The sequence below is a fragment of the Nonomuraea sp. NPDC049750 genome (assembly GCF_040659625.1).
In the GTDB taxonomy this organism is placed as follows: Bacteria; Actinomycetota; Actinomycetes; order Streptosporangiales; family Streptosporangiaceae; genus Nonomuraea.
The window spans coordinates 704,179-729,627 of record NZ_JBFANB010000003.1; the positions used below are offsets into that span (position 1 = coordinate 704,179).

A 25,449-nucleotide genomic window follows, 5' to 3' on the forward strand; every position below is an offset into this window, starting at 1 on the left:
TCGAGCCACGAAACGCCGGGCGAACACGCTGTGGCCACACGTCACATGTAAGGAGGGTCGCGTCGTGAAGATCGACAGCGGCACGACGGCCTGGATGCTAGCGGCCACCGCGCTGGTGCTGCTCATGACACCAGGGCTCGCGTTTTTCTACGGGGGCATGACCAGGGCCAAGAGTGTCCTGAACATGATGATGATGTCGTTCGTCAGCATCATCACCGTCACCATCGCCTGGGTGCTCTACGGGCACTCGCTGGCGTTCACCGACAACAGCATGTCGTGGCTGAACAACTTCGTCGGTGGGTTCGACGCCCTCGGGCTGCAGAGCCTGGTCGAGACGGCTACCAAGACCGACGGCACCGGCATGCCCAGCCTGGTCTTCTCGGCCTTCCAGCTGACGTTCGCCATCATCACCGTCGCCCTCATCAGCGGCGCCATCGCCGACCGGGCCAAGTTCGGCGCGTGGGTGCTGTTCAGCTTCATCTGGGCGAGCATCGTCTACTTCCCCATCGCTCACTGGGTGTGGGGCACCGGCTGGCTGAACGCCCTGGGCATCGAGGACTTCGCCGGAGGCACGGTCGTCCACATCAACGCCGGTGCCGCGGCGCTGGCGCTGGCCCTGGTGCTGGGCAAGCGCAAGGGCTGGCGCAAGGAGCCGATGCGGCCGCACAACCTGACACTGGTGCTGCTCGGTGTGGGCCTCCTGTGGTTCGGCTGGTTCGGTTTCAACGCGGGCTCCGAGCTGGCGGTCGACGGCACGGCCGGCCTGGCGTTCATGAACACCCAGATCGCCACCGCCGTCGCGGCCGGCGCCTGGATCGTGGTGGAGAAGCTGCGTGACGGCCACGCCACCAGCCTCGGTGTCGCCTCCGGCGCGGTCGCCGGTCTGGTCGCCATCACCCCCGCCTGTGGGTTCATCGACCCCTGGGCCGCGATGCTGCTCGGCCTGATCGCCGGTGCGGTGTGCGCCTACGCGGTCGGCCTGAAGTACCGCTTCAACTTCGACGACTCGCTCGACGTGGTCGGCGTGCACCTGGTCGGCGGCGTGATCGGCGCCGTCTCGCTCGGCTTCTTGGCCGTGTACCCCTTCCTGGACCAGCAGAACAAGGGCCTCTTCTACGGCGGCGGCTTCACCCAGCTCGGTCTCCAGGTGCTCGGCCCGATCGCGGTCGGCGGTTACTCCTTCATCGTGACCTGGGTCGTCGGTAAGATCATCGACAAGACGATGGGCTTCCGCATCCCGGTCGAGGACGAGGTCACCGGCATCGACGTCACCACCCACGCCGAGACGGGATACGACCTCGGCACGGTCCACGCCTCGGGCGTGAGCTCCCCGAACGGCCCTCTGGCCCCGGTAACCAAGAAGGTGGAAGCATGAGGCTCATCACCGCCGTCATCAAACCGTTCAAGCTGGACGACGTGAAGGCCGCCCTCGAACAGTTCGGCGTCAAGGGCATGACGGTCAGCGAGGCCAGCGGCTACGGCCGCCAGCGCGGCCACACCGAGGTCTACCGCGGCGCCGAATACCAGGTGGACCTGGTCCCCAAGGTGCGCCTAGAGGTGCTGACCGAAGAGGAAGACGCCGAGGACGTGATCGACGTCATCGTCAAGGCGGCCCAGACAGGCAAGATCGGTGACGGCAAGGTGTGGTCCGTCCCGGTCGACACGGTGATCCGGGTCCGCACCGGAGAGCGGGGTCCAGAGGCCCTGTGAGGGGTGAGGCTCGTACCTACGCCGCGGCCCGCAAGGAGCGGGCCGCGGACACTGACCGCTGGCTCAAAGACCTCTTCCGTACGGCGAGTGACGGCGAGCACGTCGCACTGGTCGCCGTAGGGAGCCTGGGGCGCGGCGAGCTGGCCCCTGGCAGCGACCTCGACCTCGTCCTCCTGCACAACGGCAGGGACGACGTGGCGCGGATCGCCGACCGCGTGTGGTATCCGATCTGGGACTCCGCCGTCGGCCTCGACCACTCGGTGCGAACCGTGGACGAGGCCGTGGCGGTCGCCCGCGACGATCTCAAGGCCGTGCTGGGCCTCATCCAGGCCAGGCACATAGCGGGCGATCCCGAGCTGACGAAGAAGGCCAGGGAGTCCGTGCTCGCCGAATGGCGCGCCGACTCCCGCCGCCGGCTCGGCGAGCTGCGTGAGGCGGCGGACCGGCGCGCACAGGTCAGCGGCGAGCTGGCCTTCCTTCTCGAACCCGACCTCAAGGACGGCCGCGGCGGCCTTCGCGACGTCCAAGCCATGCAGGCCGTGGCAGCGGCCTGGGTCGCCTCCGCGCCCGGTCCCCGGGCGCGTGAGGCTTATGAGTTCATCCTCGACGTACGCCACGCCCTGCACACTGTCACCGCGCGGGGCGCCGACAGACTGGTGCTCCAGGAGCAGGAAGCCGTCGCCGGGCTGCTCGGGCTGCTCGACGCCGAAGCCCTGATGCGCAGGCTCGCCGAGGCGGGCCGGACGATCTCCCACGCCTTCGACGCCACCTGGCGCACGGTTGACAGGCTGGTGTCGGGACCGGCTCCACGGGGCCGCCGACCGCTGGCCGACGGCGTGGTCGAGCACGGTGGTGAAGTGGTCCTCGCGCGTGGCGTCGACCCGCGCAAGGACCCGGTCCTGGTGCTGCGCGCCGCCGCCGCGGCGGCAGACTCGGGGCTGCCGCTCGCCCCCGCCACCATGTCCGTACTGGCCGCTCAGTCGCCCCCCATGCCCGTGCCGTGGCCCGAGGAGGCCCGTGACGCGCTGGTGTCCATCCTGGGCGCGGGCCGCGCCGCCGTTCCGGTCTGGGAGGAGCTTGACCAAGCGGGCATTCTGGTCAGGCTGCTTCCTGACTGGGAGCGCGTACGGCACCGCCCGCAGCGCAACCCGATCCACCGTTTCACCGTCGACCGGCACCTGATCGAGGCCGCCGCCAACGCCGCCAGCCACACCCGCGAGGTATCCCGCCCCGACCTGCTGCTGATCTCGGCGCTGCTGCACGACATCGGCAAGGGCTGGCCCGGTGACCACTCGGTGACCGGCGAGGTCGTGGTCCGCGACATCGGGACCCGCATCGGCCTGCCCGCCGCCGACGTCGAGACGCTGGCCACCGTCGTACGCCACCATCTGCTGCTGCCCGAGACCGCGACCCGCAGGGACCTCGACGACCCCGTCACGATCGAGAAGGTCGCCGGCACGGTCGGCTCGCGCGAGGTGCTGGACCTGCTCGCCGCGCTGGCCGTCTCCGACGGGCACGCCACCGGCCCGGCCGCCTGGAACGCCTGGAAGGCCGGGCTCGTCGCCGACCTCGTGCGTCGCGTCCGCTCCGTGCTGTCCGGCGCGCCGCCGCCCAAGGCGCCCAGCCTGTCGGCCGAGCAGGCCGCGCTGGCCCGGCACGGCGGCGCCGCCATCCGCGTCCATGGGGGAGCCGTCACTGTCGTCGCCCCCGACCGGGCCGGGCTTCTGTGGAGCGCCGCCGGTGTGCTGGCCGCGCATCGCTTGATCGTCCGCTCCGCCTCGTCCGCCGCCGCCGGCTCCACCGCGGTGATCGAGTTCTCCGTCATCCCCGAATACGGCACCCCGCCGGACCCCGCCACACTGGAGGCCGATCTCCGTCTGGTCCTTGCTGGGCGCCTTGACATCGAGCAGCGTCTTGCTCGCCGTACGAGGTCTATGAGACCCCCTCGTGTTCCTGTCGCTCCACCCCGTGTCACCTTGGTAGACGATGCCTCGGCGACCGCTACCGTCGTTGAAGTCAGGGCCCATGACAGACCGGGACTCCTGTGGCGCATTGGACGGGCTTTCGGCGAATGTGGTCTTGACGTGAGGGCCGCTCGCGTGGAGACTCTCGGCGCGGAGGCGGTGGACGTCTTCTACGTGGTCGATCGTGCCGGACGGCCCCTCAGCGACGGCGCCCAGCGGACCTTGGTCCGCGATCAGGTGCTTGCGGCACTTCGATAACCAACAGCACACACGAGTTACGGGTATGTTTTGCAGCGACGTGCCCGTTTTGCCGGGAAAGTCGGGTGCTTTACCTAGTGGACGGGCTCAACCCGCCGACGGAACGGGATGATTGAGGGGTAGCGGAAGTAGTGACTACGGGGAACTCCGAAGGCGGCCAAACCGCCAGGCAGGCCCGCGGAAAGCGGCTGCTGCCCCGGCTGGGGCTGCGTAACTGGCGCGTGCGATGGCGCCTTACCGCGCTGGTCCTGGTTCCCACCATGGCGGGAGTCGTGCTCGGGGGAGCGCGCGTGGTGGGCTCGGTTCAGAGCATCGGCGACTACGACCGCACGGCGCTCGCCGCGGAGCAGGCCGGTCACATCCGTGACCTGGTACAGGCGCTCGGGCTGGAGCGTGACACCGGCGGCTGGCTGGCCGCCTCCAGCAGGGTGCGCAAGAAGCTCACCGAGCCGTACAAAGAGCGCAAGGCGAAGGTCGACGCGCTGGTCAAGACCGTGCAGGCCGACATGGCGGTCATGGACGAGTCCTACGGCGACCGCGTGCTCAACGCGGTCAAGCGGGCCCGCTACGACTTCAACGTCCTGAACAGGACCCGCAGCGAGGGCCAGAAGGACACCACCCGCTACGACTCGCTGCTCGACACGCTGCTCAAGCTGCACGACGAGCTGAGCCTGCTCAGCGACGACTCGCAGATCATCGGCCAGTTCCGCGCGCTGAGCGCGCTGGCGCGCGCGAAGGAGGAGGTGTCCAAGCAGCGCGTCCAGTTGCTCAAGGGCTACTACAACTCCGCGAGCGTGGACGCCAAGGAGGTCGAGCGGTTCATCGCCTCCAACGCCAGGCAGCGCGCGGAGATCGCCTCCGTCGGCCAGGAGGCCGGACCGGTCGTCGGCCTCGCGCTGTCGAAGGCGCTGACGGCGCCCGAGTACTACAACACCGAGCTGACCAAGGCCCGCGCCATCACGCTCGCCGCAGGAAAGGCGCCCGGCGTCAGGATCAGGGACGACCTGCTCGCCCAGACCGACCGCAAGAAGCCGGCGCCGGACCAGTGGTTCGACGACAACGCCACCTCCATCGACATCCTGCACTCGATCGAGGGCGACCTGAGCCAGAAGGTGGCGCTGCGCAGCCAGGAGCTACGCGACTCCGAGACCCGCAACGCGATCATCGCCGGTGTGCTCATCGTCGCGCTGCTGCTGCTCGTCCTGCTGTTCACCGTCGCGATCGCCCGCTCGATGGTCACGCCGCTGCGCCGCCTGCGCACCGAGGCCCTGGAGATCGCCGGGTTCCGGCTGCCCGACGTGGTGCGCAAGCTCCGCGTCACCGGTGACGCCCCCGCCGACGTCCGCCCGATCGAGATCGAGGGCGACGACGAGATCGGCGACGTGGCCAGAGCCTTCGACCAGGTGCACCGCCAGGCCGTACGGCTGGCGGGCGAGGAGGCCGACCTCCGCAGCAACATCAGCTCGATGTTCGTCAACCTCTCGCGCCGCACCCAGACGCTGGTCGAGCGGCAGATCTCACTGATCGACGGCCTGGAGAAGGGCGAGCAGGACGGCGCCCGCCTGGCCGACCTGTTCAAGCTCGACCACCTGGCCACCCGCATGCGGCGCAACTCGGAGAACCTCCTGGTCCTGGCCGGGCACGAGGCCACCCGCCGACGCAGCCAGCCGGCCAAGCTGGTCGACGTGGTCCGCGCGGCGCTGTCGGAGGTCGAGGGCTACGAGCGCGTCCAGGTCAAGGTGCACCGAGCCACCTCGGTGCTCGGCAGCGCGGCCAACGACCTCGTCCACCTGGTGGCCGAGCTGGTCGAGAACGCCATCCAGTTCTCCCCGAACAACTCCAACGTCGTGGTGTCGAGCAGCCTCATCGAAGGCGGCGGCGCGCTGCTGTCGGTGAACGACGTCGGCATCAGCATGACCGACGACGAGCTCGCCGAGGCCAACCGCCGCCTGGCCGAGCCGCCGGTCGTGGACGTGTCGGTGTCGCGGCGCATGGGCCTGTTCGTGGTCGGCCGGCTGGCGCTGCGCCACGGCATCCGGGTCCAGCTGCGCAAGGGCGAAGGCACCGGGCTGATCGCCATGGTGCTGCTGCCGCCGTCGCTGATCCCCGACGGCTCCCGGCCGTCGCTGCCCCAGCGGCCCGCGTTCGGCGCCGCCACGCCCGCGAACGGCATGCCCGCGAACGGCGCGCCTGCGGCCACGCCGTCCAACGGGGTCCCCGCGCCCAACGGCACGTTCCGGTCGTTCGCCAGCTTCGACTCCTTCGACACCGGCTCCGGGGCATCGCGTCCCCCCTTCACGGCCGACACGGACGGCGGGGCGCACCGGCCATCCTTCGACACGGGCGGCTACCCGTCGTACCCGAGCCAGTCGCCGTCGTACCCCAGCCCGAGCCAGCCGCCGTCGTATCCCACTCCGGACCAGGGGGGGCGCTCGCCGGGCCGCGCGTATCCGGTGCAGCCGCCGGCGTCCGGGCCGCAGTATCCGGCTCAGCCCCCGTCGTACCCCAGCCAGGAACGTACTGGTGCCTTCCCCTCCTATCCCGGTCCCGGCTCTGATGGCGCGTTCCAGACGCCCTACAGCACCGGTGAGCCGCGTAGGCAGGACGTCCCGCCATCGGTGGACGTCTCGCCCATGGAGCCCGGTCAGGAGGAGTTCCTGCCGATCTTCGCCGCCGTGGAATCCGCCTGGTTCCGCCGGCCGACGGAAGAGCGGGCACCGGATTCACCGAGCCGGGATGAGTCGACCCCCACACAAGCCATACTCTCTGTGGAGGATTCGTGGCGAAACCCCGCTGACGCCGGTTGGCAGGCGGCGGCCGCCGCGAGCGATCCCAGCCTTGGGGGCACCACGTCCTCGGGGCTACCCAAGCGCACTCCGAAGGCGAACCTGGTTCCTGGTACGGCCGGCCAACCGCAGCAGTCGCAGCGGCAGGTCCCGATGCCACCAGTCTCCGCCGAGCGGTCGCGCAGCAGGTTGGCGAGCTTCCAGCAGGGAGTACGCCGGGGTCGTGCGGAAGTACGTGGACAGGAGGAACAACAGTGATGGAGCGTCCTGCCGGGGAGGGCGAGTGACCACCCTTAGCCATGAGGCCCACAGGTTCGACTGGCTGATCACCGACTTCGTGCGGAACACGCCCGGAGTCGCGCATGCCGTCGTCGTCTCGGCCGACGGCCTCTGCCTGGCCAGCTCCGAGGGCTTCCCGCCGGACCGCGCCGACCAGCTCGCCGCGGTGTCCGCGGGCCTGCTGAGCCTGACCGTGGGCGCGTCCCGGGTGTTCGAGGGCGGCTCCGTGTCGCAGACCGTCGTCGAGATGCAGCGCGGGCTGCTCGTCGTGATGGCGATCAGCGACGGCTCGGTCCTCACCGTGTTGGCGGGGATCGATTGCGACATGGGACTGGTGGCGTACCAGATGACGCTGCTCGTCGACAGGGCGGGCCAGGCGCTGACGCCGGCCCTGCGCGCGGAGCTTCAGGCGGCCAGGACGCGGTGATGCAATGGAACTGATGGGGGAGGGCCGTGTACGGCATTGACGGAACCGGGGACGATGAGCCCCTGTTCCGTCCGTACGCGGTGACCGGCGGCCGGTCAGAGCCGCGCTACCACCTGGCGATGGAGACGCTGATCTCGTCGATGTCCATACCGGATGACGAGATGTCCATGCTCACTCCCGAGCAGGAGGCCATCATGCAGCTCTGCCGCTCGTTCCGGTCGGTCGCCGAGATCTCGGCCCTGCTCCGCGTCCCGCTGGGCGTGGCTCGAGTGCTCGTGGCGGACATGTCCGACGAAGGACTTGTCCGCCTGCACCAGCCACGTCTCAGCGAGGGACAGCCAGACCTCAATATGCTCGAAAGGGTGCTCAGTGGACTACGCAGGCTCTAGCCCCGGCCTGACGTCGACGAAGATCGTCGTCGCGGGCGGGTTCGGCGTCGGCAAGACGACGTTCGTGGGGGCGGTGTCCGAGATCCTGCCGCTCACCACGGAAGCGGTGATGACCGACGCGTCCGCGGGCATCGACGACCTCGGCATGACGCCCAACAAGCAGACGACGACCGTCGCCATGGACTTCGGGCGCGTGTCGTTGGACCGTGACCTGATCCTCTACCTGTTCGGCACGCCCGGACAGCACCGGTTCTGGTTCATGTGGGACGACCTCGTGCGCGGCGCGATCGGCGCCGTGGTGCTGCTCGACACGCGGCGCCTGGCCGACAGCTTCCCGGCGATCGACTACTTCGAAGAGGCCAAACTGCCGTTCGTGGTCGGCGTAAACGGCTGGGAGGGCCAGTTCCCGCACTCGGAGGAAGAGGTGCGCGAGGCGCTGGCGCTGTCGTCGAACGTGCCGATCGTGCGTACGGACGCGCGGCACCGCGAGTCGGTGAAGGGGACGCTGATCTCCCTCGTCGAGCACGTCGTTCGCCTGCGTGCGGCGCCCGTCTCCTAGCGGGCATCATGTGGATCGCGCTCGCCGCCGCCGCGGTGGTGCTCGGCGTGGCCGTCTGGTGGGCCCGCCGTGTCTTTGTACCGGGATCATCCGGCGTGCCCGAGGCGGGGCACAGGGCGGGGTGGGAGGCGCGGCTGGACGAAGAAGCCGCGACCGCGCTGCTGGAGGGTCTGAGGGCCTACGCCGACGCGGGGAACACGGTGGACATCGGCGGGGAGTGCGGCGTCCTGACGGTGTTCGAGCCGCCGCGGCTCATCTCACTCGACCTGCTCGCCGGCCGCTTCGCCGCCCGGGGGCAGGAGGCCATGCACGACCCGCAGACCACGGTCGGCGCGCTGCTGGCCGGCTTCCTGGCCACCGAGGAGCCAGGGGTGCTGCACGTGCGCCCAGGCTGGACGGATGGCGACGGCTTCGCCGCCAGGGTGCGCGCGATCGTCCACTCCGAGGTTGCCGTACCTGGTGGGGGTGCCTTGGGCGTGCTGGGGGTCGCCGTGCCGGGTGGGGATGGCCTGGATGCGCAGGGCGTCGCCGCACCGGGTGACGACGGGCGGCCTGGCACCACGCTGCTGCTCGACCTGGCCCGAATCCGTGACCAGTACGACGAGTCGCGGGCCCGGCAGCCGGGGGCACCCGACGAGGTGGTGCTCCGCAGCGTGCTGACCAGCGCGATCGCCAACGGCGGCCCCGGCCTGACCTGGACCGTGCCGCCTACGGAGCGGCAACTCGGCAGCGCGCTCGCCACCGCGGGCCTGCCTGATCGCCGCCCCGCACCCACCGTCAAGGAAGCGGCCGACCACTAGCGGAACCGGCGAAGCGGGGACTGTCAGCCAAGCGAGTCGAACTCGCCATCTGCGAGGCCACGCCGGAAGGCCTCCCACTCGGAAAGGGTGAAGTGCAGTTGGGGGCCGTCCGGATCTTTGGAGTCGCGCACCGCGATCATCGAGCGATGCTTACGCACTTCCACGCAGTTGCCGTTGCCGCCGCTGTACGAACTCTTCAGCCATCCGTCCGCATCACGCATCCCGCTCCCCCTTCGTAACCGTTTCATGTGAGAGCTTCCGATGCTTCCATCAGCATAGTCGCTGAGTCGTTCGGGCTCAGGGCCGCAGCTCGCAGGTAGTCGAACACTGACCCATAGCTCCGCACTCCAGGAGCTTCTTCCAGGTAGACGGCGCTGGTCATGTTCTCCAGGTAGACGACGTCCATGTCGCTGGAAGCAGGGAAGCCTACGAGGCTGAACGAGCCGGTCAGCGCTGGGTGCGCTCCTGCTCGAAAGGGAAGGACCTGCACCATGACGTTGGGTTTTCGGCTGGCCTCAGCCAGGCGGCTCAACTGTTCAGCCATGATCGCCGGCGTTCCGATGCTCTGCCGGAGCACGGCTTCACCCAGGATCACGGACAGCTCGAACGCGCTGTCATCCAGTCGTTCTTGACGCTTGAGCCGGACTGAAACGAGTCGGTCTATCTCCTCGGGGGAGTCGGCAGGACGGAAGACGGTCGTGACCGCTCGCGTGTAGGCCTCCGTCTGCAACAGACCGGGAACGAGGGCCTGCTCGTAGTTGCGGATGGTGCTCGCCTCAGCCTCCAATCCGATCAGCGTCGCGTACTCGGTGCTCAGGACATTGCCGTACTGCTGCCACCACCCTTTTTGCCGGGCCTCCCGGGCAAGATCGAGGAGCGCTTCCTGGTCCGCCTCAGGGACCTCATAGAGGCCAAGAAGAGCTCGAAGGTCGCGCGGTTTGATCCCTCGGCGTCCTGTTTCGATGCGGCTGAGTGACGCGGCTGTCATCTCCATCCGGTCCGCCACCGTTTGCATGGCAAGGTCGCGCTCAGTCCGCAGCCGTCGTAGCTCAGACGCAAGCCGGCGTCTGCGCACCGTAGGGCTTGTCTCTACTGCCATCCACGCTCCTTTTTGGAAACTACCAAAGGAAACTTCCATTGGAAGCTACCAACGGAAGCTGTGCTGAGGTAACTTCCAAAACGTAAACCACTGCTACGCACCGTAGCTGATTGATGACAGTGGGAGTGCGTAGTCGTGACGGCCCCTGTCGCGTACGGCATGGATGAGGCCGCGCGGGTGAGAGAGGTGGTGCAGTGAACGAGCGGTTTTTGGGCGAGGTCGTGTTGCCCGGGGTAGCGCATTCGGTGGCGGTGGCTCGCCATTGCGTCGGCGGGATGCTGACGGCGGCCGGGCATCTGGACGTGGACGACGTTCGGCTGGTGGTGAGTGAGCTGGTGGCCAACGCTGTGCTGCACACCGCTTCTGGGCTGTGTGGCGGCATGGTCGCCATCGAGGTCATCGCCGTTGGAGTCGCCACGGCTCGGGCCGAGGTCACCGATGACGGGGCGGGCGCTGTTCCTCGGCCGCGCGTGGTCGACGACGATGGCTGCACGGGACGGGGGCTGTTGCTGGTCGATCAGTACTCGGCCACGTGGGGCGTGCGTGTGCTGGGCGGGGGGCGGCGCGCGACTTGGGCAGAGGTGTCCACGGGTCCGGAGACGCCTGTCTGTGCCGGGGAGTGCGTGATAAGCGGAGCCGTACGCGGAGGTGGCAGGTGATGCCGGTGAGTTGGGTGTTCGATCCCGATCCGCATCCCCCGCATTGCGCGGCGCCTCCGCCTGCGCCCCGGTATGCGGACGGCGAGTCTGGGAGACCGGCGCCGGGGTGCCGGTTGAGGCGGTGGCTTGACCTCGTCAGGTCGATTCGGCCCGGCGGGTGATCAGGGCGTCGATGCCGTCCAGGACGCGTTCGAGGCCGAACTCGAAGGCATGCTCAGCGCTGTACGCGCCGCCCAGGGCCTCCGCCGCGGCCTGTCCGACGCGGGAGGCCGTGGGCCAGCGCGACGCGTCAGTGATTCGGCTGAGGAACGGGGCGTGCGCCGCCCACCACTGCTCGTCCGTCAGCCCGGTCTGGCTCTCCGCCTGCGCGGCCTCCACCGCTCCTCGGGCCGTGCCGTGCACGAACCCGGTCACCAGGGTGATCACCGAGTCCATCTCCACGTCCGTCAGCCCGATGCCGTCGACGGCGCGCAGCTCGTAGTCGTATTTGGCCGTGGTGTTCGGTCCCAGCACCGGGCGGTTCGTCGCCACCTGCAAGAGCCAGGGGTGGCGCTGGTAGAGCGCCCAGTTCTCCTTAGCGATGAGCGTCAGCCTGGCCCGCCAGTCGCCGGGCGATTCCTCCGGCCCGGCCGTCTGGCCGTACCCAGTCTGGCCGTACCCCGTCTCGCCGTACACGGTGTCGAGCATGACGTCGAGCAGTTCCGGTTTGCCCGGCACGTACGTGTACAGCGACATCGTGCCGACGCCCAGCCGCTCGGCGACGCGGCGCATCGACAGAGCCTGGAGGCCCTCGGCGTCGGCCACTTCGATGGCGGCGCGGACGATCCGGTCGACGCTCAGGTCGGGCTTGCCCTTGCGGCTGGTCCGCTCGCTGGTGCGCCAGAGCAGGGCCAGGCTGCGTGCCGGGTCGCCCTTGCCGGAGTACTCGATGGTCACCTTCGTACGGTACACCGTACGGTTGCCGGGATTGAATCGTATGTTGTACGGTACGGCGTACGGAATTCAAGGAGGCGTTATGGCGGCGGTGCTCGCACAGGGCCTGCGCAAGGCGTACGGCAAGAAGACGGCCCTTGACGGCTTCGACCTGGAGGTGGCCGAGGGCACGGTCTGCGGGCTGCTCGGCCCGAACGGCGCGGGCAAGACCACGGCCGTCAGGATCCTCACCACGCTCCTGCGCCCGGACGGCGGCCGCGCGGAGGTGGCCGGGTTCGACGTGGCGGCCCGCCCCCGGCTGGTACGGCAGAGCATCGGCCTCGTCGGCCAGCACGCGGCGGTGGACGAGGTGCTGACCGGCGGACAGAACCTGGAGCTGTTCGGCCGCCTCTACCACCTGGACGCCGGCGCGGCCAGGAGGCGGGCCACCGAACTGCTGGACGCGTTCGGCCTGGAGCATCCGGGTCCCGTCAAGGAATACTCGGGCGGCATGCGGCGCCGGCTCGATCTGGCGGCCGGCATGATCCTCTCCCCGCCCGTGCTCTTCCTCGACGAGCCCACCACGGGGCTCGACCCGCGCAGCCGCGGCGAGGTGTGGAAGGCGGTGCGCGCCCTCGTCGCCACCGGCACCACGGTGCTGCTCACCACCCAATACCTGGAGGAGGCCGACCAGCTCGCGGACCGCGTCTCGGTCATCGACACCGGAAGGGTCGTCGCCGAGGGCACGCCGGGCGAGCTCAAGTCCGAGCTCGGCGGCGACCGGCTCGACGTGGTCGTCAGGGACGCGGCGCGGCTGGCCGAGGCCGCCGGGATCGTCGGCCGGGTGGCCGCCGGGCCCGCCGAGATCGACGAGGACACCCGTCACGTGAGCGCACCGGTGAGCGAGCGGGTTCAGGCGCTCACGGCGGTCCTGACGGCGTTCTCGGCCGCGGGCATCGAGGCCGAGGACGTCGCGCTGCGCAGGCCGACCCTCGACGAGGTCTTCCTGAGCCTCACCGCCGCCTGAAACCTGACGGACCCACCACCGCCTGAACCCACGGACCGCATCGCCGAGTGAACTCCTCGGACCTCAACCGACCTTAGGAGCTCCGACATGACCGCAGTAGCTTCCGACCTGACCGCGACCGCTGTGGACGGGCCGCTCACCCGGCTGCGCTGGGCGCTGGCCGACGGGTGGGCGGTCGCGCGGCGTGACCTGATCCACTGGATCGCCCAGCCCATGACGATCGTGTTCGGGGTCGCGTTTCCCGTGGTGATCACCCTCGCGTTCGGCTATCTGTTCGGCGGCGCGGTGGACGTGCCCGAGGGAGCCGACTACTTCGCCTTCCTCATGCCCGGCATGTACGGCATGACCATGCTGTTCGGACTCGGTGCCACCATGGTCGCGATCACCACGGACCTCTCCCGTGGCGTGACCGACCGGTTCCGGTCCATGCCGATGGCCCCCTCGGCCGTCCTCATCGGCCGGGCCCTCGCCGACCTGCTCAACTCGGTGCTGGTCCTGGCGGGCCTGCTGGCCTGCGGCTTCGCGGTGGGGTGGCGCCCGGCGAGTCTCGGCGGGGCGCTCGGGGCCGTGGGACTGCTCCTGCTGCTGCGCTTCGCCCTGCTGTGGGTGGGGATGTACCTCGGTCTGGTGACCAAGGACCCGGGGGCGGTGACGGTCATCCAGACGTTGGAGTTTCCGATCGGGTTCCTCTCGAACGCCTTCGTCGCCCCGGCCACCATGCCGGGCTGGCTGGGCGCCGTCTCCGAGTGGAACCCGCTGTCGTCGACCGTCGCGGCGGCCAGGGAACTGTTCGGCAATCCCGGCTGGGGCGGCGAGTCGTGGATCGCCCAGCACGCGGTGACGATGGCGATCGTCTGGCCGCTGGCGATCACCGCCGTCTTCTTCGTCCTGTCGGTCCGCCTCTACCAGCGCCTGGACCGGTAGCGCGGTAGCCACCATGGTTCCCTGGGTGTTTTCTCCAGCACCAGCACCGACGCAGAGGGATCGGCGCTGAGCCGGTTGGCCAGAGCGCACCCCGCCGACCCGCTGCCCACGATGACGTAGTCGAACCTCAACGGGGGATCCAGTCCTTCCACACGATCTTGTTCTCGTCGACCCACTTCTTGGCGGCCTCGTCGGCGCTCATCTTGCCGTTGATCATGTCACTGGCGACCGCGTTCTGGTTGTCGTTGCTCCAGGTGAAGTTGCGGACCAGCTCGTACGCCGGGCCGCCGGTCTCGGCGAACTTCTTGCTCACGATCTTGTCGAGCAGGTACGGCGGATAGTCGCAGGCGACCTTGGTGGCGGCGGCGTCGCAGCCTATGGAGTAGGCGGGCAGGTTGATCTTGACGAGTTTGACCTTGGTGAACAGCCACTGGGGTTCGTAGAAATACATCAGCACCGGCGTACGATTCTTGGTCGCCACCTGTGCCGCCTTGATCAGAGCGTCCTCGCTGCCGGAGTAGACGACCCGGTAATCGAGGCCGAGGTTCTTCACGAGCGCCTCGTCATTGGTGACGAACGACTGATCGCCGTCGAGCACCTGACCGAAATTTCCGGATTTAGCGGTCCGAAATAGGCTCGAATACTTGTTCAAGCTCCGCCAGTTCGTGATGTCCGGATATTTCTTGACCATCCACTCGGGGACGTACCATCCGATCACACCTTTGTTTCCGGTGAGACCAGCGGAGAGCGCGACCTTCTTGTCCTCGATGTACTCCTTCTTAAGATCGCTGTGCCCCCAATTCTCGACGATCACGTCGACCTGGCCGGTCTCGAAGCCCTTCCAGGAGTCCTCCTCTTTCATCTTGCGCTTCTGGACCTTGTATCCCAGCTCGTGTTCGAGCAGGTAGGCCAGTACGGCGGCCTGGGCCTCGTAGCCCACCCAGCCGTGCACGTCGATGCGCACCGTGCCCTTCGCCGCGGCGGCGGGCGACGGCGCCCCGCTGGAACAGGCCGTCAGCAACAGGGCCGCCACCAGCGGCCCGGCGATCGTCTTGGTACGCAGGTGAAGCATGTGAGGCATGAGAGGCTCCACGACCGCGGCCCGCCCGGGGCCGCGGTCAAGAGGGGTTAAGACGGTTACTTGGGGATCCACGCCTGCCACTTGGCGGTGTTGGCCTCGACCCACTTCTTGGCGGCCTGCTCGCCGGTCATGCCCGCGTTGGTCATGTCGTTGGCGACGGCGTTCTGGTCCTCGTTGGTCCAGCTGAAGGTCTTGACCAGGTCGTAGGCCTTGCCGCCGGTGTCGGCGAACTTCTTGCTCACGATCTTGTCGAGGTCCAGCTCCGCGTAGTCGCAGGCGACCTTCTTGGCATCGCTGTCGCAGCCCTGGGTGTAGGCGGGCAGGTTGACCCGGACGAGATCGACCTTGTCGAACAGCCAATGCGGCGTCCAGAAGTAGAACAGCAGCGCCTTCTTCTGCTCCTGCGCCTGGGTCGCCGACTTGAGCAGGGCCGCCTCGCTGCCGCCCGTGACCACCTTGAAGTCCAGTTTGAGGTTCTTGACCAGGGCCTCGTCATTGGTGACATAGCTGGGGTCGCCGTCAAGAAGCTGGCCCTTGCCGCCGGACTCCGACGTCTTGAACAGACTGGCGTACTTGTTCAGGTTCTTCCAGTCGGTGATGTCCGGGTACTTGTCGGCCATCCACTTGGGCACGTACCAGCCGATGACGCCCTTGTTGCCGGTCGAACCGGCCGACATGGCGACCTTCTTCTCCTCGATGAACTTCTTCGCCAGGTCCGGGTGACCCCAGTTCTCGATGATGACGTCCACGTCGCCGGTCTCGAAGCCCTCCCAGGCGAGCTGCTCCTTGATCTCCGGGAGCTGGACGTCGTAGTGGAGCTCGTTCTTCAGCAGGTACGCCACCACGTTGGCGCTGGCCTCGTAGCCCACCCACGGGTTGATCGCTATCTTGACGGTCCCGGCGCTCGAAGCGCTGCCCTGGGCCTTGGGCGCGGCGGAGCTGGACGGCTCTTCGACCTTGGCGCCGCCGCATCCCGCAGCCGCGAGCCCGAGCGCGAGAAGGCCTGCGAGCAGGCGAATCTTCATGTGGTTTTCCTTCTTTGGGGGGAAGGGCGCCTGTCGGCACCCTGCGTGATGCGGTCGAGCATGACCCCGAGCAGGACCGTCGCGATGCCGGCGACGAAGCCCATCCCGAAGTCGGTCCGCTGGGAGAAGCCCACGACCACGTCGTAGCCGAGGGCGCCGGCCCCGACCAGGCCGCCCACGACGACCATGGCCAGCGTCATCACGATGCCCTGGTTGGCGGCCAGCAGGATCGCCCGGCGGGCCATCGGCAGCTGCACCTTCCACAGGAGCTGGCCCGAGGTGGACCCGGCGGCCGTGGCCGCCTCCACCACGGTCGCGGGCACCGCCCTGATGCCGTCCTCGACCAGGCGGACGACCGGGGGCACCGCGTAGATGACCGAGGCGAAGATCGCGGTGAACCTGGTCGTCTCGAACAGGGCGAGCGCGGGCAGCAGGTAGACGAAGGCCGGCATGGTTTGCGCGGCGTCGAGTATCGGGCGCTGCACAGCTGAGTAGCGGGACGACCGTGCGGCCGCCACACCCAGCAGCAGGCCGATGACCAGGGTGACGAGCACCGCGACCGCGACGGTGGTGAGCGTCTGCATGGCGTGCTCCCAGATGCCGAGCAGCGCGATCGCCAGCAGGCAGCCGAGCGCCGTGAGCGCCGGTCGTACGCCGCTCACCCGCCAGGCCAGCAGCAGCGCGGCGGCGGCGATCAGCCACCACGGCGCCGAGGTGAGCAGGCCCTCCAGCGGGTTGAGCAGGAGATCGGTGGTGACGTCCTTGACGAACGTCGTGACGCCGTACCAGCTGGTCTCGGCCCAGTGCACCGCGTCGTTGACCTGGACGACGAAGTTGACCGTCCAGTCCTCGGGCCACTCGGCGGGCAGCAGCGGCGTCAGCGCCAGCCCTGCGGCGGCCAGCGCGGCGGCAATGATCAGCTGGACTCGGCCGATTCGGCGGTGTGGGTCTTTTCTGGCGAGCGCGACCAGCATGCGGTCCAGCACCACCGCCATGACGACGATCGCGATGCCGGCCGGGAGCATGATGCCGACCTGGGCGCGTGACAGGCCGCGGATGATGTCGCCGCCCAGGCCCGGCGCCGAGATGAGGTTGGCGATGACGACCATCGACAGTGCCATCATGATGGTCTGGTTGACCGCCAGGGCCATCGTGGACCTGGCCAGCGGCAGGTAGACCTTGAACAGCGTCTGGCGGCCCGTGGCGCCCAGCGAAGACGACGCCTCGACGGCAGTGGGGGAGACCTGCTCGATGGCCAGCGCGGTGATGCGGATGGCCGGCGGGATCGAGTAGATCATCGTCGCGATGGCGCCGGCGGGCGCGCCGATGTGGAAGAACAGTACCAGCGGCGCCAGATAGGCGAACGTCGGCATGATCTGCATGACGTCCAGGACCGGAGTGATCGCCCGGCGCACCCGTGGCGAGAGCCCCGCCCAGATGCCCAGCGGGATCCCGATCGCCAGCGACAGCAGCACCGAGGCCGCGACCAGGGCCAGCGTGTCGACGCTCGACTGCCAGAGCCCGAGCACACCGAACGAGCCGACTCCGGCGACCGCCGGCAGCGCGATCCGCCAGCCGCCCGCGAGCCAGGCCAGCGCGCCCATCACACCGATGAGTCCGGGCCAGCCGAGCGCGTACAGCCCAGCTTGGAAGGCCGTGTAGACCGAGCCGACGAAGATCCGGATGTAGTTCAGGAAGTACAGGAACAGCGGGTTGGAGTTGCGGTGGTCGTCGATCCACTCGCGCAGGTCGGTGAGCGCCAGGAACTGCGGCGCCGACTTGTCGTGCGGGAGCGTTCCCGTGCCGCGGAAGAGGAGGTAGGCGACGGCGAACAGCACCGCGATCCCCGCCGGCAGCGCCCACCTGGGCACACGCAGCCTGGAGGGAGTCGTGACGGCCGTGGTGCTCATGCGCTCGCCTGTACGGCGTTCGCCGCGTCCTGCCCCGCGAGGAAGGTGAGCATGTCCACCCGGTCCACGACTCCGGCCAGCTCGTCACCGTCGACGACCCGGATGGGCCGGGAGGAGGACGACATGGCGCCGATCGCGTCCTTGATGACCGTGTGCGCGGGCAGGACCGGGCCGTCGAGGGGCTCGCCGGGCTCGGGCGGGCGGCAGATCCAGCGCAGCGTGAGCACGTGGCTCCGGGGGATGTCGCGGACGAAGTCGGCCACGTAGTCGTCGGCCGGCGCACCCACCAGCTCCTCCGGCGTGCCGAGCTGCACGATCGCCCCGGCCCGCATGATCGCGATGCGTTCGCCCAGCTTGAGCGCCTCGGACAGGTCGTGGGTGATGAACACCATCGTCTTGCCGACCTCGCGGTGCAGGCGGATCACCTCGGCCTGCATGTCACGGCGGATCAGCGGGTCCAACGCGCTGAACGGCTCGTCGAAGAGCATCACCCGAGGGTCGACGGCGAGCGCGCGGGCCAGGCCGACCCGCTGCTGCATGCCGCCGGAGAGCTGGTCGGGGTAGGCGTCGGCGTGCCCGTCGAGGCCGACGAGGGAGAGGATCTCCCCGGCCCGTTCGTGCCGGGCGGCCTTGGCGATGCCCTGGACCTCCAGGCCGTAGGCGACGTTGTCGATCACCCGCCGGTGGGGGAGCAGGCCGAAGTGCTGGAACACCATGCTGACCCGGTGGCGGCGGATCTCGCGTAAGCGGGCGGGGGCGGCGCGGCCGATGTCCTCGCCGTCGATCCTGACCTCGCCCGCGCTCGGCTCGATGAGCCTGGTGAGGCAGCGGACCAGGGTGGATTTACCGCTTCCTGAAAGGCCCATGACGACGAAGACCTCGCCAGGCCGTACCTCGAAACTGACATCTCTGACCGCGGCGGTGCAACCTGTCTTCTCTCTCAGTACGGCGGGTTCGAGATACCTGTCATCGCACTCCAGGACCCTTTCCGCCTTTGGGCCGAAGATCTTCCACAGCCCCTCGACTTCGATGGCCGCACTGTCGGGAGAAACCGCCACACTCGCCTCCTCGCTTTGCCGGGGCTCAACCTATGTCTTGGATAACGCAAATCTCAACGCTGTGACCTTTAGGAGACATCTGCGCCTCTCCGGTGTTATAGCCATGGAACGGTACAAACGCCCACAAGCGGACACTTGTTCGGTTATTGGAATATTTCTCGGCCAATGGTCAGCATAAATGGGGCTCCAGGTTCTCGTCCCATGTGCCACACAACTCAACTTTTGTGGCCTTATGTTCGCTTGGCCGAGCTGGTAGGTATGTGTTCCAATTACCGGCACTTGCTGATTTTCCCCAGGGGCCTCAGGCGCCCTTCATATACGCCGATTCGGGCGAGAGGTTGCGTTCGGTGAGTACTCAGTTGGGTGAACGGCAGGCGGACGAGGCAAACTGGCGTCTGCGCAACTGGCGTGTCCGAGCGCGGCTGGTCGCCCTCATCGTCATCCCGACCGCCGCCGCCGTCCTGCTCGGCGGCTTCCAGGTGTTCGCCTCGATAGGCGCCGCCGGTGACTACACCCGTACCAACCGGCTGGCGCAGCTGTCCCAGCAGGTCGGCGCGCTCACCCACCTGGTCGCCGGTGAGCGCGCCAGGACCTCGTGGTTCATCGCCAGGGGCCGGCCCGTGACGGGGCTGGCCGCCGTGCGCAACCAGATGGACCAGGTGGACGAGTCCACCAAGGAGGTACGGGCCAGCGCCGAGCAGTTGGTGGGCGACGTCACCGGCCGTACCGCCGACCAGATCGAGAACATGCTGAGCCGCCTGAACGACCTGGCCGGCCTGCGCGAGCAGGCACTCGAAGCCGAGCTGCTGCCCGGTGCCTGCGTCGAGCTCTACACCACGGTGATCAATGAGCTGCTGTCGGTGCACAACGAGCTGATCAAGGGCAGCCAGGACGACGAGCTGTTCCGGCAGACCCGCATGCTCGACTCGCTGGCCCAGGCCAAGGAGAGCGTCTCGCTCCAGCAGGCGCTGGTCACCACCGGCCTGGTCGAGGGGAGTCTCGACCAGGAACAGCTCAAGCGCTTCCTCGGCGAGCTGTCGCGCGAGCGCAACGAGCGCAAGAGCTTCGGCGACGAGGCCACCGCTGAGGAGCGCCGCTTCTTCGACGAGACCGTCAACGGCAGGCCCGCCGACCGCATGCTGTTCCTGCGCGAACTGGTGCTGATCCGGGCCACGGCCGGGCTGCCGCTGAGAGGGCTCGACCAGGCCAGCCGCGGAGACGACGCCAAAGAGTGGTACGACGCGGGCAACGTCGTCGTCGACGCCTTCCGCAAGGTCGAGCAGCGCCAGGCGGCTGGCATCCTGACCCGCAGCGAGGCGTTGGGCGCGGCCGAGCGCCAGCGTGCCCTCATCATCGCGGGCGCCGTGCTCGCGCTGCTCATCGCCGTCCTGCTGATCACCACAGGGGTGGCCAGATCGCTGGTCCGCCCGCTGCGCCGGCTGCGCGGCGAGGCGCTGGAGATCGCCGGCCGGCGGCTGCCGGAGTTCGTCCAGCACCTGCGCGAGTCGCGCGACGGCGCGCTCAACGCCGAGGTGCCGCCGATCGGCATCTTCTCCAAGGACGAGGTGGGGGAGGTCGCGCGGGCCTTCGACGAGGTGCACCGCGAGGCCGTACGACTGGCCGGCGACGAGGCGCGGCTGCGCTCGAACGTCAACGCGATGTTCGTCAACCTGTCGCGGCGCAGCCAGACCCTCGTCGAGCGGCAGCTCACGCTGATCGAGCGGCTGGAGCGCGGCGAGCGCGACGACACCCGGCTCGGCGACCTGTTCCTGCTCGACCACCTGGCCACCCGCATGCGCCGCAACAGCGAGAACCTGCTGGTTCTGGCCGGCCAGGAGGCGGCGCGCAAGTGGAGCGAGGCCGTCGAGCTGATGGACGTCGTACGCGCGTCGCTCGGCGAGGTCGAGAGCTACGACCGGGTCAGCGTCCAGGTGCAGTCGGCGGCCGCCATCGCCGGCCAGGCGGTCAGTGACGTCGTGCATCTGCTCGCCGAGCTGGTCGAGAACGCGGTCTCGTTCTCCCCGCGCGACACCAAGGTCATCATCTCCAGCAGCCACATCGACGGCGGCGGGCTGATGGTCTCGGTCACCGACCACGGCATCGGCATGGGGCCGGAGGAGCTGGCCCAGGCCAACTGGCGGCTGGCCAACCCGCCGGTGGTCGACGTCTCGGTCTCCCGGCGGATGGGCCTGTTCGTGGTCGGCCGGCTCGCGCTGCGGCACAGCATCAGGGTGCAGCTGCGTCCCCAGGACACCGGCGGCCTGACCGCCATGGTGCTGATCCCTGAGATGCTGCTCACCGCGGTCCCCGGGCCGGCGGCGACTCCGGAGCCGCCGCCGTTCGTCCAGGTGCCGATGCAGGCCACACCGGCGATGCCCGGCCTCGGCCACCCGTCGTACGACCCCGCGTTCGACCAGCCGCTCGATTCGGCGTCGTGGTTCAGCTCACAGCACACGCATTCGGTGGAGGTGCCGATGCCCGATCTGGCCTCCTCCCCACCGCCGCAGGCCGACAACGAGTTCTACTCCTCTTTCGAGTCGAGCTGGTTCACCAAGGCGACGCCGACGCCGGACCAGCGCGACCCCGCCTGGACCTCGCCGGCCGACACCGGATGGCAGGCGGCGGGAGCGATCGGCGAACCCGCGCAGAGCGGGACGACCACATCCGGACTGCCCAAGCGGACGCCGAAGGCCAACCTCGTGCCCGGCTCCGCCACGCCCCCGCCGACGCCCGTGCAGGCGCCGCCGGTCTCGCCCGACCGGTTGCGCAGCAGGCTCGCCAGCTACCAGCAGGGCGTGCGCAAGGGCCGCGAAGAATTAGAGGAGGAATGATGATGAAGAACCTGAGCCAGGCGGCCAGGGATCTGAACTGGCTGGTCAGCGGTTTCGTGGAGCAGGTGCCCGGCGTCGCCCACACGGTGGTGGTCTCCGCCGACGGGCTTCCGGTGGCCATCTCCCGGGGATTCCCCCAAGACCGCGCCGACCAGCTCGCGGCCATCGCGGCGGGGCTGATCAGCCTCACCCAGGGCGCCGCGCGCGTCTTCGAAGGCGGCGGAGTCACCCAGACCCTCATCGAGATGGACCGCGGGCTGCTTCTGGCCATGGCCATCAGTGACGGTTCGTGCCTGGCGGTGCTGGCCGCACCCGATTGCGACATGGGCCTGGTGGCCTACCAGATGACGATTCTGGTCGAGCGCGCGGGGCAAGTGCTCACGCCCGCCGTCCGCGCGGAACTCTCGGCCGCGCGAACCTGGTGATGGGAGCGGACTGTTGGCAGCGTGGGACGACCGCGGACCGGAGCCCGAGCGCAGCTCGTTGGTCCGGATGTACGCCGTCACGGGCGGCCGGACCGCCCCACGCGGTGGCCTGGCGATGGAGGCGCTGGTCTCCTCGTCGACCTCGATGCGGCTCGGTATGGCCTACACCCGGGAGTACCGGGCGATCAGCGAGCTGTGCCGTCAGGTCCGCTCGGTGGCCGAGGTGTCGGCTATGCTGCGGATCCCGCTCGGAGTGGCGCGGGTGCTGATCGCCGACATGGAGTCGGAAGGGCTGGTACGCGTCTACCAGCCACAGCTCGAGGCAGGAATCCCGGACACGGGCCTGCTCGAAAGGGTACTCAGTGGACTTCGCAGGCTCTAGCGGGCTCACCTCGACGAAGATCGTCGTCGCGGGTGGGTTCGGCGTGGGCAAGACCACCTTCGTCGGCGCGGTGTCGGAGATCATGCCGCTGACCACGGAGGCGGTGATGACGGACGCCTCGGCGGGCATCGACGACCTCGCGCACACGCCGGGCAAGACGACCACCACCGTGGCCATGGACTTCGGGCGTGTGTCGCTCGACCGTGATCTGATCCTCTACCTGTTCGGTACGCCGGGACAGCACCGGTTCTGGTTCATGTGGGACGACCTGGTGCGGGGGGCGATCGGGGCCGTGGTCCTGGTGGACTCCCGGCGGCTGGCCGACAGCTTCCCCGCGATCGACTACTTCGAGAACGCCGGGTTGCCGTTCGTCGTCGGGCTCAACGGGTGGGACGGGCAGTTCCCGCATGTGGAGAGCGAGGTCAGGGAGGCGCTCACGCTCTCCCCGCACATCCCGATCGTGCGCACCGACGCGCGGGCCCGCGAGCCGGTCAAGAACACACTCATCGCGCTGGTCGAGCACGCGCTGAACGCCCGCGCCGCGTCCGGCGCCCGCTGACGGCTTTCAGGACGCTCTTTCAGGACGCCGCCTATCTTTGAGGACGCCGCCCACCTTTCAGGACACGGCCGACCACCAGTCGGCGGCGACCAGCTCCGCCACCAGCGTCTCCGTGAGCAGTGCCACGTCCGCGTCGCCGTCGTGCGCGTAGCGGATGGCGGCCGTGGCGTCCTTGAGATCCCCGCCGAGCAGATCGCCGCCGATGAGGTCCCCACCGACCGTGACGACCGTCGAGCCGCGCTGCCGCACCCAGTCCATGGCCTGGTCCTCGTAGCCGGAGCCGCGGAAGAGCAGCGCGCGGTAGTCGAGGGTCTTGGTGAGGTAGACGTCCACGTGGGCCCAGTCGCCCGTCTCGCAGGCGTCGGCCGGTCGGCGCGGACCCTCGCGGAACATCAGCGCCGACTGCTCCGCCGACGACAGGCGCTCCACGGGCGCGATGGTGTAGACGCCGTCCGGGCCGTCCAGCAGCTCCAGTGTCAGGGGCAGCCACTCCTCCCTGCGGTCGAGGAGGTCGGCCGACGCCTCGGCGCTGCGTCGTACGAGGTCGGCCAGGTCGCGCCCGTCGCCCGTGAGATGGGCCTCCAGCGCGAGCAGGAGAGCGAGCGTGTGCTGGAACGTCCGGCAGGACACCCCGCCCCGCTCCTCGCCCGCGTGCATGGGCACGACCAGGTCGGCCGCCTTCGCGAGAGCCGAGTCAGGATGGTTGGTGAGCGCCGCCATGAACGACGGGCCGCCCGCGTAGCGGGCCACCGCGTCGAGCGTCTCGCGGCTGGTGCCCGTCGCCGAGATGGGCACCACGAGCGTCTCCGGCCCCGCCGGGTAGGACGCGGCGGCCGAGGCGTAGTCGGCGTAGGCATCGATGCCCGCCGCGCGCAGGCGGAGCGCGGCCACTCCGGCGGCATAGCGGGAGCTGCCCATGCCGAGGAACAGCACCCGCCGGACACCGGTGGGCAGCCCCTCGTACAGGCCGCCCGCCGCCAGCGCGTCCGCGAGGGTGGCGAGAGCCGCGGGCTTGGCCTCCAGATCGGCCAGGTAGAGCTCGGAATTCACGGGGTCTCCTCAGAAGTGTCTGCCTGGCAGGGCTCGGGGTTCACGGGGTCTTGTCGGGATAGCGGGCGCGCAGCACGCCCATCGGGGCGTAGCGCCAGCGGGGCAGGTGGCGGGCGGCGTAGACCAGCTCCCGGCATTCCTGCTCGATCTCGAACGGGCGCAGCAGCGACTCGTCCAGGAGATCCGGCCGCCCGCACTCGGCCAAGCGGTTCCGGTAGGCGGCCAGCAGGCGCTCGCGGGCTTCGCCGGCCCAGCCGAGCGCCTGGTCCGGCGGGGTGCCACGGCGCTCGATCGCCACCTGGGCGACGTGCTCCAGGCTCGTGGCGAGCTGGGCGAGGTCCCTGGCCGCCGGCTGGTACGGCGCGGCCTCCATGACGGTGGGGTTGCCGTCGAAGTCGATCACGGCGTAACCGTCGCGCCATCGCAGGATCTGGCCGACGTGCAGATCGCCGTGAATGCGGATCAGCGGCGTGGTGATCGGCCTGGTCAGCGGGGCCAGCTCGGCTCTGAGGGCATCGGCCCGGCCGGCCAGCCACGCGCCGTCCGCGCCGTCCGTCAGGGCGAGGGCCTCGGTCAGCGCTCGCTCGGCCCTTTCCGCCAGACGGGAAACCGGCAGACCGGAAATGGGTGTAACGGCTGGGGGAGTGGCGACGATGGAAGGGGGTGGGAAAGTGGAGAGCGCCAGGTGGAGGTCGGCGGCCAGGCGGCCGAGGGCTTCCGCGAAGGCGGTGCGGCCGGCAGCGGCCTCGTCGGCGCACCACTCCCAACCGTCCCTGGCCTCCGGCAGGTAGCCCGTGACCAGCGCGAGTAGCCTCTCGCCCGTCTCGTCCACCCGGGTCAGAGCGGCGTACGGCGGAGCCGTGTCCCGGAACCCGGCCCCGGCCAGGTGCGCGAGCAGATCGGGAGCGGGATGCGGCAGCGCCGCCGGCGGCGTCAGCCACTTGACGACCACTCGATCGGCCACGACCACGGAGTAGTTCGTCTGGTCGACATGTGCGCCGAAATCCCGTTCGACCGGCACCCCAGTGTCGAGATCCCCAGCCTCGTACGAGAGGCTGGGCAGCGCGGAGAAGCGGCGGACCGCGAACGGCGGCGGCACGTCGTCCCCTCCCCCCAGCGCCGTCACGAGCGCGGCCGAGACGCCGCGGTCCCGTGATGTGAGGGGCTTCTCACCGAGAGAGAGCAACCGCCTCCAAATTGAATCCATGTTCAACAGGAATACCAAACATCCAGGTAACAGTGTCCGCAAAAGTCTTGCTCATGTTGATTTCTGCTGCAACACTCCTCGTCTGGTCTGCCGTGCCCGGTTGGTCGCGCGACCCCTCATCCACCGGA

The 25,449-nt window shown here is 69.1% G+C and carries 24 protein-coding genes and 1 pseudogene; 15 read left to right on the forward strand and 10 right to left on the reverse strand.

Annotation, left to right across the window (positions count from 1 at the left end):
• The first annotated feature begins 64 nt into the window (after positions 1-64).
• From AB0J16_RS11745 to AB0J16_RS11780, 8 genes are all read left to right on the forward strand, one after another.
• On the forward strand, positions 65-1,375 hold the full coding sequence (locus tag AB0J16_RS11745) for an ammonium transporter (RefSeq protein WP_358537470.1): 1,311 nt from the start codon (positions 65-67) through the stop codon (positions 1,373-1,375).
• Positions 1,372-1,710 carry a P-II family nitrogen regulator gene (locus AB0J16_RS11750; protein ID WP_184756141.1) on the forward strand — a complete coding sequence of 113 codons (339 nt, stop codon included), beginning with the start codon at positions 1,372-1,374 and terminating at the stop codon, positions 1,708-1,710. The genes AB0J16_RS11745 and AB0J16_RS11750 overlap by 4 nt, the downstream gene beginning before the upstream one ends.
• Positions 1,707-3,932 (forward strand): [protein-PII] uridylyltransferase, encoded by a 2,226-nt coding sequence (locus tag AB0J16_RS11755; RefSeq protein ID WP_358537473.1) that lies wholly within the window; start codon positions 1,707-1,709, stop codon positions 3,930-3,932. Before AB0J16_RS11750 ends, AB0J16_RS11755 begins: the two co-directional genes overlap by 4 nt.
• 131 nt (positions 3,933-4,063) lie before the next feature.
• A complete protein-coding gene (locus tag AB0J16_RS11760) occupies positions 4,064-6,976 on the forward strand; it encodes a nitrate- and nitrite sensing domain-containing protein (RefSeq protein ID WP_358537476.1) in 2,913 nt (970 codons plus the stop codon).
• 25 nt (positions 6,977-7,001) lie between these two features.
• Complete coding sequence (locus AB0J16_RS11765) at positions 7,002-7,424, forward strand: roadblock/LC7 domain-containing protein (protein WP_214641598.1); 423 nt, start codon at positions 7,002-7,004, stop codon at positions 7,422-7,424.
• A gap of 26 nt (positions 7,425-7,450) precedes the next feature.
• Positions 7,451-7,813, forward strand: a complete 363-nt coding sequence (locus AB0J16_RS11770) for a DUF742 domain-containing protein (RefSeq protein ID WP_357942881.1) — start codon at positions 7,451-7,453, stop codon at positions 7,811-7,813.
• Entirely contained in the window at positions 7,794-8,372 is a 579-nt protein-coding gene (locus AB0J16_RS11775; protein WP_358537479.1) for an ATP/GTP-binding protein, read from the forward strand. Before AB0J16_RS11770 ends, AB0J16_RS11775 begins: the two co-directional genes overlap by 20 nt.
• Positions 8,373-8,380: 8 nt before the next feature.
• Positions 8,381-9,172, forward strand: coding sequence for a hypothetical protein (locus tag AB0J16_RS11780; protein WP_358537482.1), 792 nt, complete (start codon positions 8,381-8,383; stop codon positions 9,170-9,172).
• A gap of 23 nt (positions 9,173-9,195) precedes the next feature.
• On the opposite strand, the gene AB0J16_RS11785 is transcribed toward AB0J16_RS11780, so the two are convergent.
• Together AB0J16_RS11785 and AB0J16_RS11790 are read right to left on the reverse strand one after the other, a co-directional pair.
• Complete coding sequence (locus tag AB0J16_RS11785; RefSeq protein WP_358537485.1) at positions 9,196-9,393, reverse strand: DUF397 domain-containing protein; 198 nt, start codon at positions 9,391-9,393, stop codon at positions 9,196-9,198.
• 23 nt (positions 9,394-9,416) lie between these two features.
• On the reverse strand, positions 9,417-10,271 hold the full coding sequence (locus AB0J16_RS11790) for a helix-turn-helix transcriptional regulator (RefSeq protein ID WP_358537488.1): 855 nt from the start codon (positions 10,269-10,271) through the stop codon (positions 9,417-9,419).
• Between the two features lie 194 nt (positions 10,272-10,465).
• On the opposite strand from AB0J16_RS11790, the gene AB0J16_RS11795 reads away from it, so the two are divergent.
• Positions 10,466-10,930 carry an ATP-binding protein gene (locus AB0J16_RS11795; RefSeq protein WP_358537491.1) on the forward strand — a complete coding sequence of 155 codons (465 nt, stop codon included), beginning with the start codon at positions 10,466-10,468 and terminating at the stop codon, positions 10,928-10,930.
• 135 nt (positions 10,931-11,065) lie between these two features.
• Here the strand turns inward: AB0J16_RS11795 and AB0J16_RS11800 are convergent, their stop codons facing one another.
• The gene (locus AB0J16_RS11800) at positions 11,066-11,866 is read right to left on the reverse strand and encodes a TetR/AcrR family transcriptional regulator (protein ID WP_358537494.1); all 801 of its coding nucleotides are present in this window, start codon (positions 11,864-11,866) and stop codon (positions 11,066-11,068) included.
• Between the two features lie 79 nt (positions 11,867-11,945).
• Between AB0J16_RS11800 and AB0J16_RS11805 the strand changes: the two genes are divergently transcribed.
• Both AB0J16_RS11805 and AB0J16_RS11810 read left to right on the forward strand, forming a co-directional pair.
• Positions 11,946-12,869, forward strand: a complete 924-nt coding sequence (locus AB0J16_RS11805; RefSeq protein ID WP_358537497.1) for an ATP-binding cassette domain-containing protein — start codon at positions 11,946-11,948, stop codon at positions 12,867-12,869.
• An 87-nt stretch (positions 12,870-12,956) separates the two neighbouring features.
• A complete protein-coding gene (locus tag AB0J16_RS11810) occupies positions 12,957-13,793 on the forward strand; it encodes an ABC transporter permease (protein WP_358537500.1) in 837 nt (278 codons plus the stop codon).
• 17 nt (positions 13,794-13,810) lie between these two features.
• On the opposite strand, the pseudogene AB0J16_RS11815 reads toward AB0J16_RS11810, so the two are convergent.
• From AB0J16_RS11815 to AB0J16_RS11835, 5 genes and pseudogenes are all read right to left on the reverse strand, one after another.
• A pseudogene (locus AB0J16_RS11815) lies at positions 13,811-13,924 on the reverse strand (NAD(P)-binding protein); the annotation flags it as partial.
• Positions 13,921-14,874: an ABC transporter substrate-binding protein gene (locus AB0J16_RS11820; protein ID WP_358537503.1), complete on the reverse strand. Its 954-nt coding sequence runs from the start codon at positions 14,872-14,874 to the stop codon at positions 13,921-13,923. The pseudogene AB0J16_RS11815 and the gene AB0J16_RS11820, both read right to left, overlap by 4 nt.
• A 56-nt stretch (positions 14,875-14,930) precedes the next feature.
• Positions 14,931-15,899: an ABC transporter substrate-binding protein gene (locus AB0J16_RS11825; protein ID WP_358537506.1), complete on the reverse strand. Its 969-nt coding sequence runs from the start codon at positions 15,897-15,899 to the stop codon at positions 14,931-14,933.
• Positions 15,896-17,809, reverse strand: a complete 1,914-nt coding sequence (locus AB0J16_RS11830) for an ABC transporter permease subunit (protein WP_358537509.1) — start codon at positions 17,807-17,809, stop codon at positions 15,896-15,898. The genes AB0J16_RS11825 and AB0J16_RS11830 overlap by 4 nt, the downstream gene beginning before the upstream one ends.
• A complete protein-coding gene (locus AB0J16_RS11835; RefSeq protein WP_358537512.1) occupies positions 17,806-18,867 on the reverse strand; it encodes a glycine betaine/L-proline ABC transporter ATP-binding protein in 1,062 nt (353 codons plus the stop codon). The genes AB0J16_RS11830 and AB0J16_RS11835 overlap by 4 nt, the downstream gene beginning before the upstream one ends.
• A 347-nt stretch (positions 18,868-19,214) precedes the next feature.
• Here AB0J16_RS11835 and AB0J16_RS11840 point away from each other — a divergent pair, with 347 nt between their 5' ends.
• From AB0J16_RS11840 to AB0J16_RS11855, 4 genes are all read left to right on the forward strand, one after another.
• Positions 19,215-21,698 carry a nitrate- and nitrite sensing domain-containing protein gene (locus tag AB0J16_RS11840; RefSeq protein ID WP_358537515.1) on the forward strand — a complete coding sequence of 828 codons (2,484 nt, stop codon included), beginning with the start codon at positions 19,215-19,217 and terminating at the stop codon, positions 21,696-21,698.
• A gap of 2 nt (positions 21,699-21,700) precedes the next feature.
• Positions 21,701-22,123 (forward strand): roadblock/LC7 domain-containing protein, encoded by a 423-nt coding sequence (locus AB0J16_RS11845; protein ID WP_225290600.1) that lies wholly within the window; start codon positions 21,701-21,703, stop codon positions 22,121-22,123.
• 67 nt (positions 22,124-22,190) lie between these two features.
• Positions 22,191-22,505: a DUF742 domain-containing protein gene (locus tag AB0J16_RS11850; protein ID WP_358537562.1), complete on the forward strand. Its 315-nt coding sequence runs from the start codon at positions 22,191-22,193 to the stop codon at positions 22,503-22,505.
• Positions 22,486-23,064: an ATP/GTP-binding protein gene (locus tag AB0J16_RS11855; RefSeq protein ID WP_358537518.1), complete on the forward strand. Its 579-nt coding sequence runs from the start codon at positions 22,486-22,488 to the stop codon at positions 23,062-23,064. Before AB0J16_RS11850 ends, AB0J16_RS11855 begins: the two co-directional genes overlap by 20 nt.
• 57 nt (positions 23,065-23,121) lie before the next feature.
• Here the strand turns inward: AB0J16_RS11855 and AB0J16_RS11860 are convergent, their stop codons facing one another.
• Both AB0J16_RS11860 and AB0J16_RS11865 read right to left on the reverse strand, forming a co-directional pair.
• Positions 23,122-24,114, reverse strand: a complete 993-nt coding sequence (locus AB0J16_RS11860; RefSeq protein ID WP_358537520.1) for an SIS domain-containing protein — start codon at positions 24,112-24,114, stop codon at positions 23,122-23,124.
• A 40-nt stretch (positions 24,115-24,154) separates the two neighbouring features.
• Complete coding sequence (locus tag AB0J16_RS11865; RefSeq protein WP_358537523.1) at positions 24,155-25,300, reverse strand: hypothetical protein; 1,146 nt, start codon at positions 25,298-25,300, stop codon at positions 24,155-24,157.
• Between the last annotated feature and the right edge of the window lie 149 nt (positions 25,301-25,449).

Bases quoted from the DNA above. Each gene is read 5' to 3' on its own strand.
- AB0J16_RS11785 (WP_358537485.1), bottom strand. From the start codon at position 9,393: ATGCGTGATGCGGACGGATGGCTGAAGAGTTCGTACAGCGGCGGCAAC.
- AB0J16_RS11825 (WP_358537506.1), bottom strand. From the start codon at position 15,899: ATGAAGATTCGCCTGCTCGCAGGCCTTCTCGCGCTCGGGCTCGCGGCT.
- AB0J16_RS11820 (WP_358537503.1), bottom strand. From the start codon at position 14,874: ATGCCTCACATGCTTCACCTGCGTACCAAGACGATCGCCGGGCCGCTG.
- AB0J16_RS11830 (WP_358537509.1), bottom strand. From the start codon at position 17,809: ATGAGCACCACGGCCGTCACGACTCCCTCCAGGCTGCGTGTGCCCAGG.
- AB0J16_RS11805 (WP_358537497.1), top strand. From the start codon at position 11,946: ATGGCGGCGGTGCTCGCACAGGGCCTGCGCAAGGCGTACGGCAAGAAG.
- AB0J16_RS11850 (WP_358537562.1), top strand. From the start codon at position 22,191: ATGTACGCCGTCACGGGCGGCCGGACCGCCCCACGCGGTGGCCTGGCG.
- AB0J16_RS11790 (WP_358537488.1), bottom strand. From the start codon at position 10,271: ATGGCAGTAGAGACAAGCCCTACGGTGCGCAGACGCCGGCTTGCGTCT.
- AB0J16_RS11780 (WP_358537482.1), top strand. From the start codon at position 8,381: ATGTGGATCGCGCTCGCCGCCGCCGCGGTGGTGCTCGGCGTGGCCGTC.
- AB0J16_RS11750 (WP_184756141.1), top strand. From the start codon at position 1,372: ATGAGGCTCATCACCGCCGTCATCAAACCGTTCAAGCTGGACGACGTG.
- AB0J16_RS11845 (WP_225290600.1), top strand. From the start codon at position 21,701: ATGAAGAACCTGAGCCAGGCGGCCAGGGATCTGAACTGGCTGGTCAGC.
- AB0J16_RS11810 (WP_358537500.1), top strand. From the start codon at position 12,957: ATGACCGCAGTAGCTTCCGACCTGACCGCGACCGCTGTGGACGGGCCG.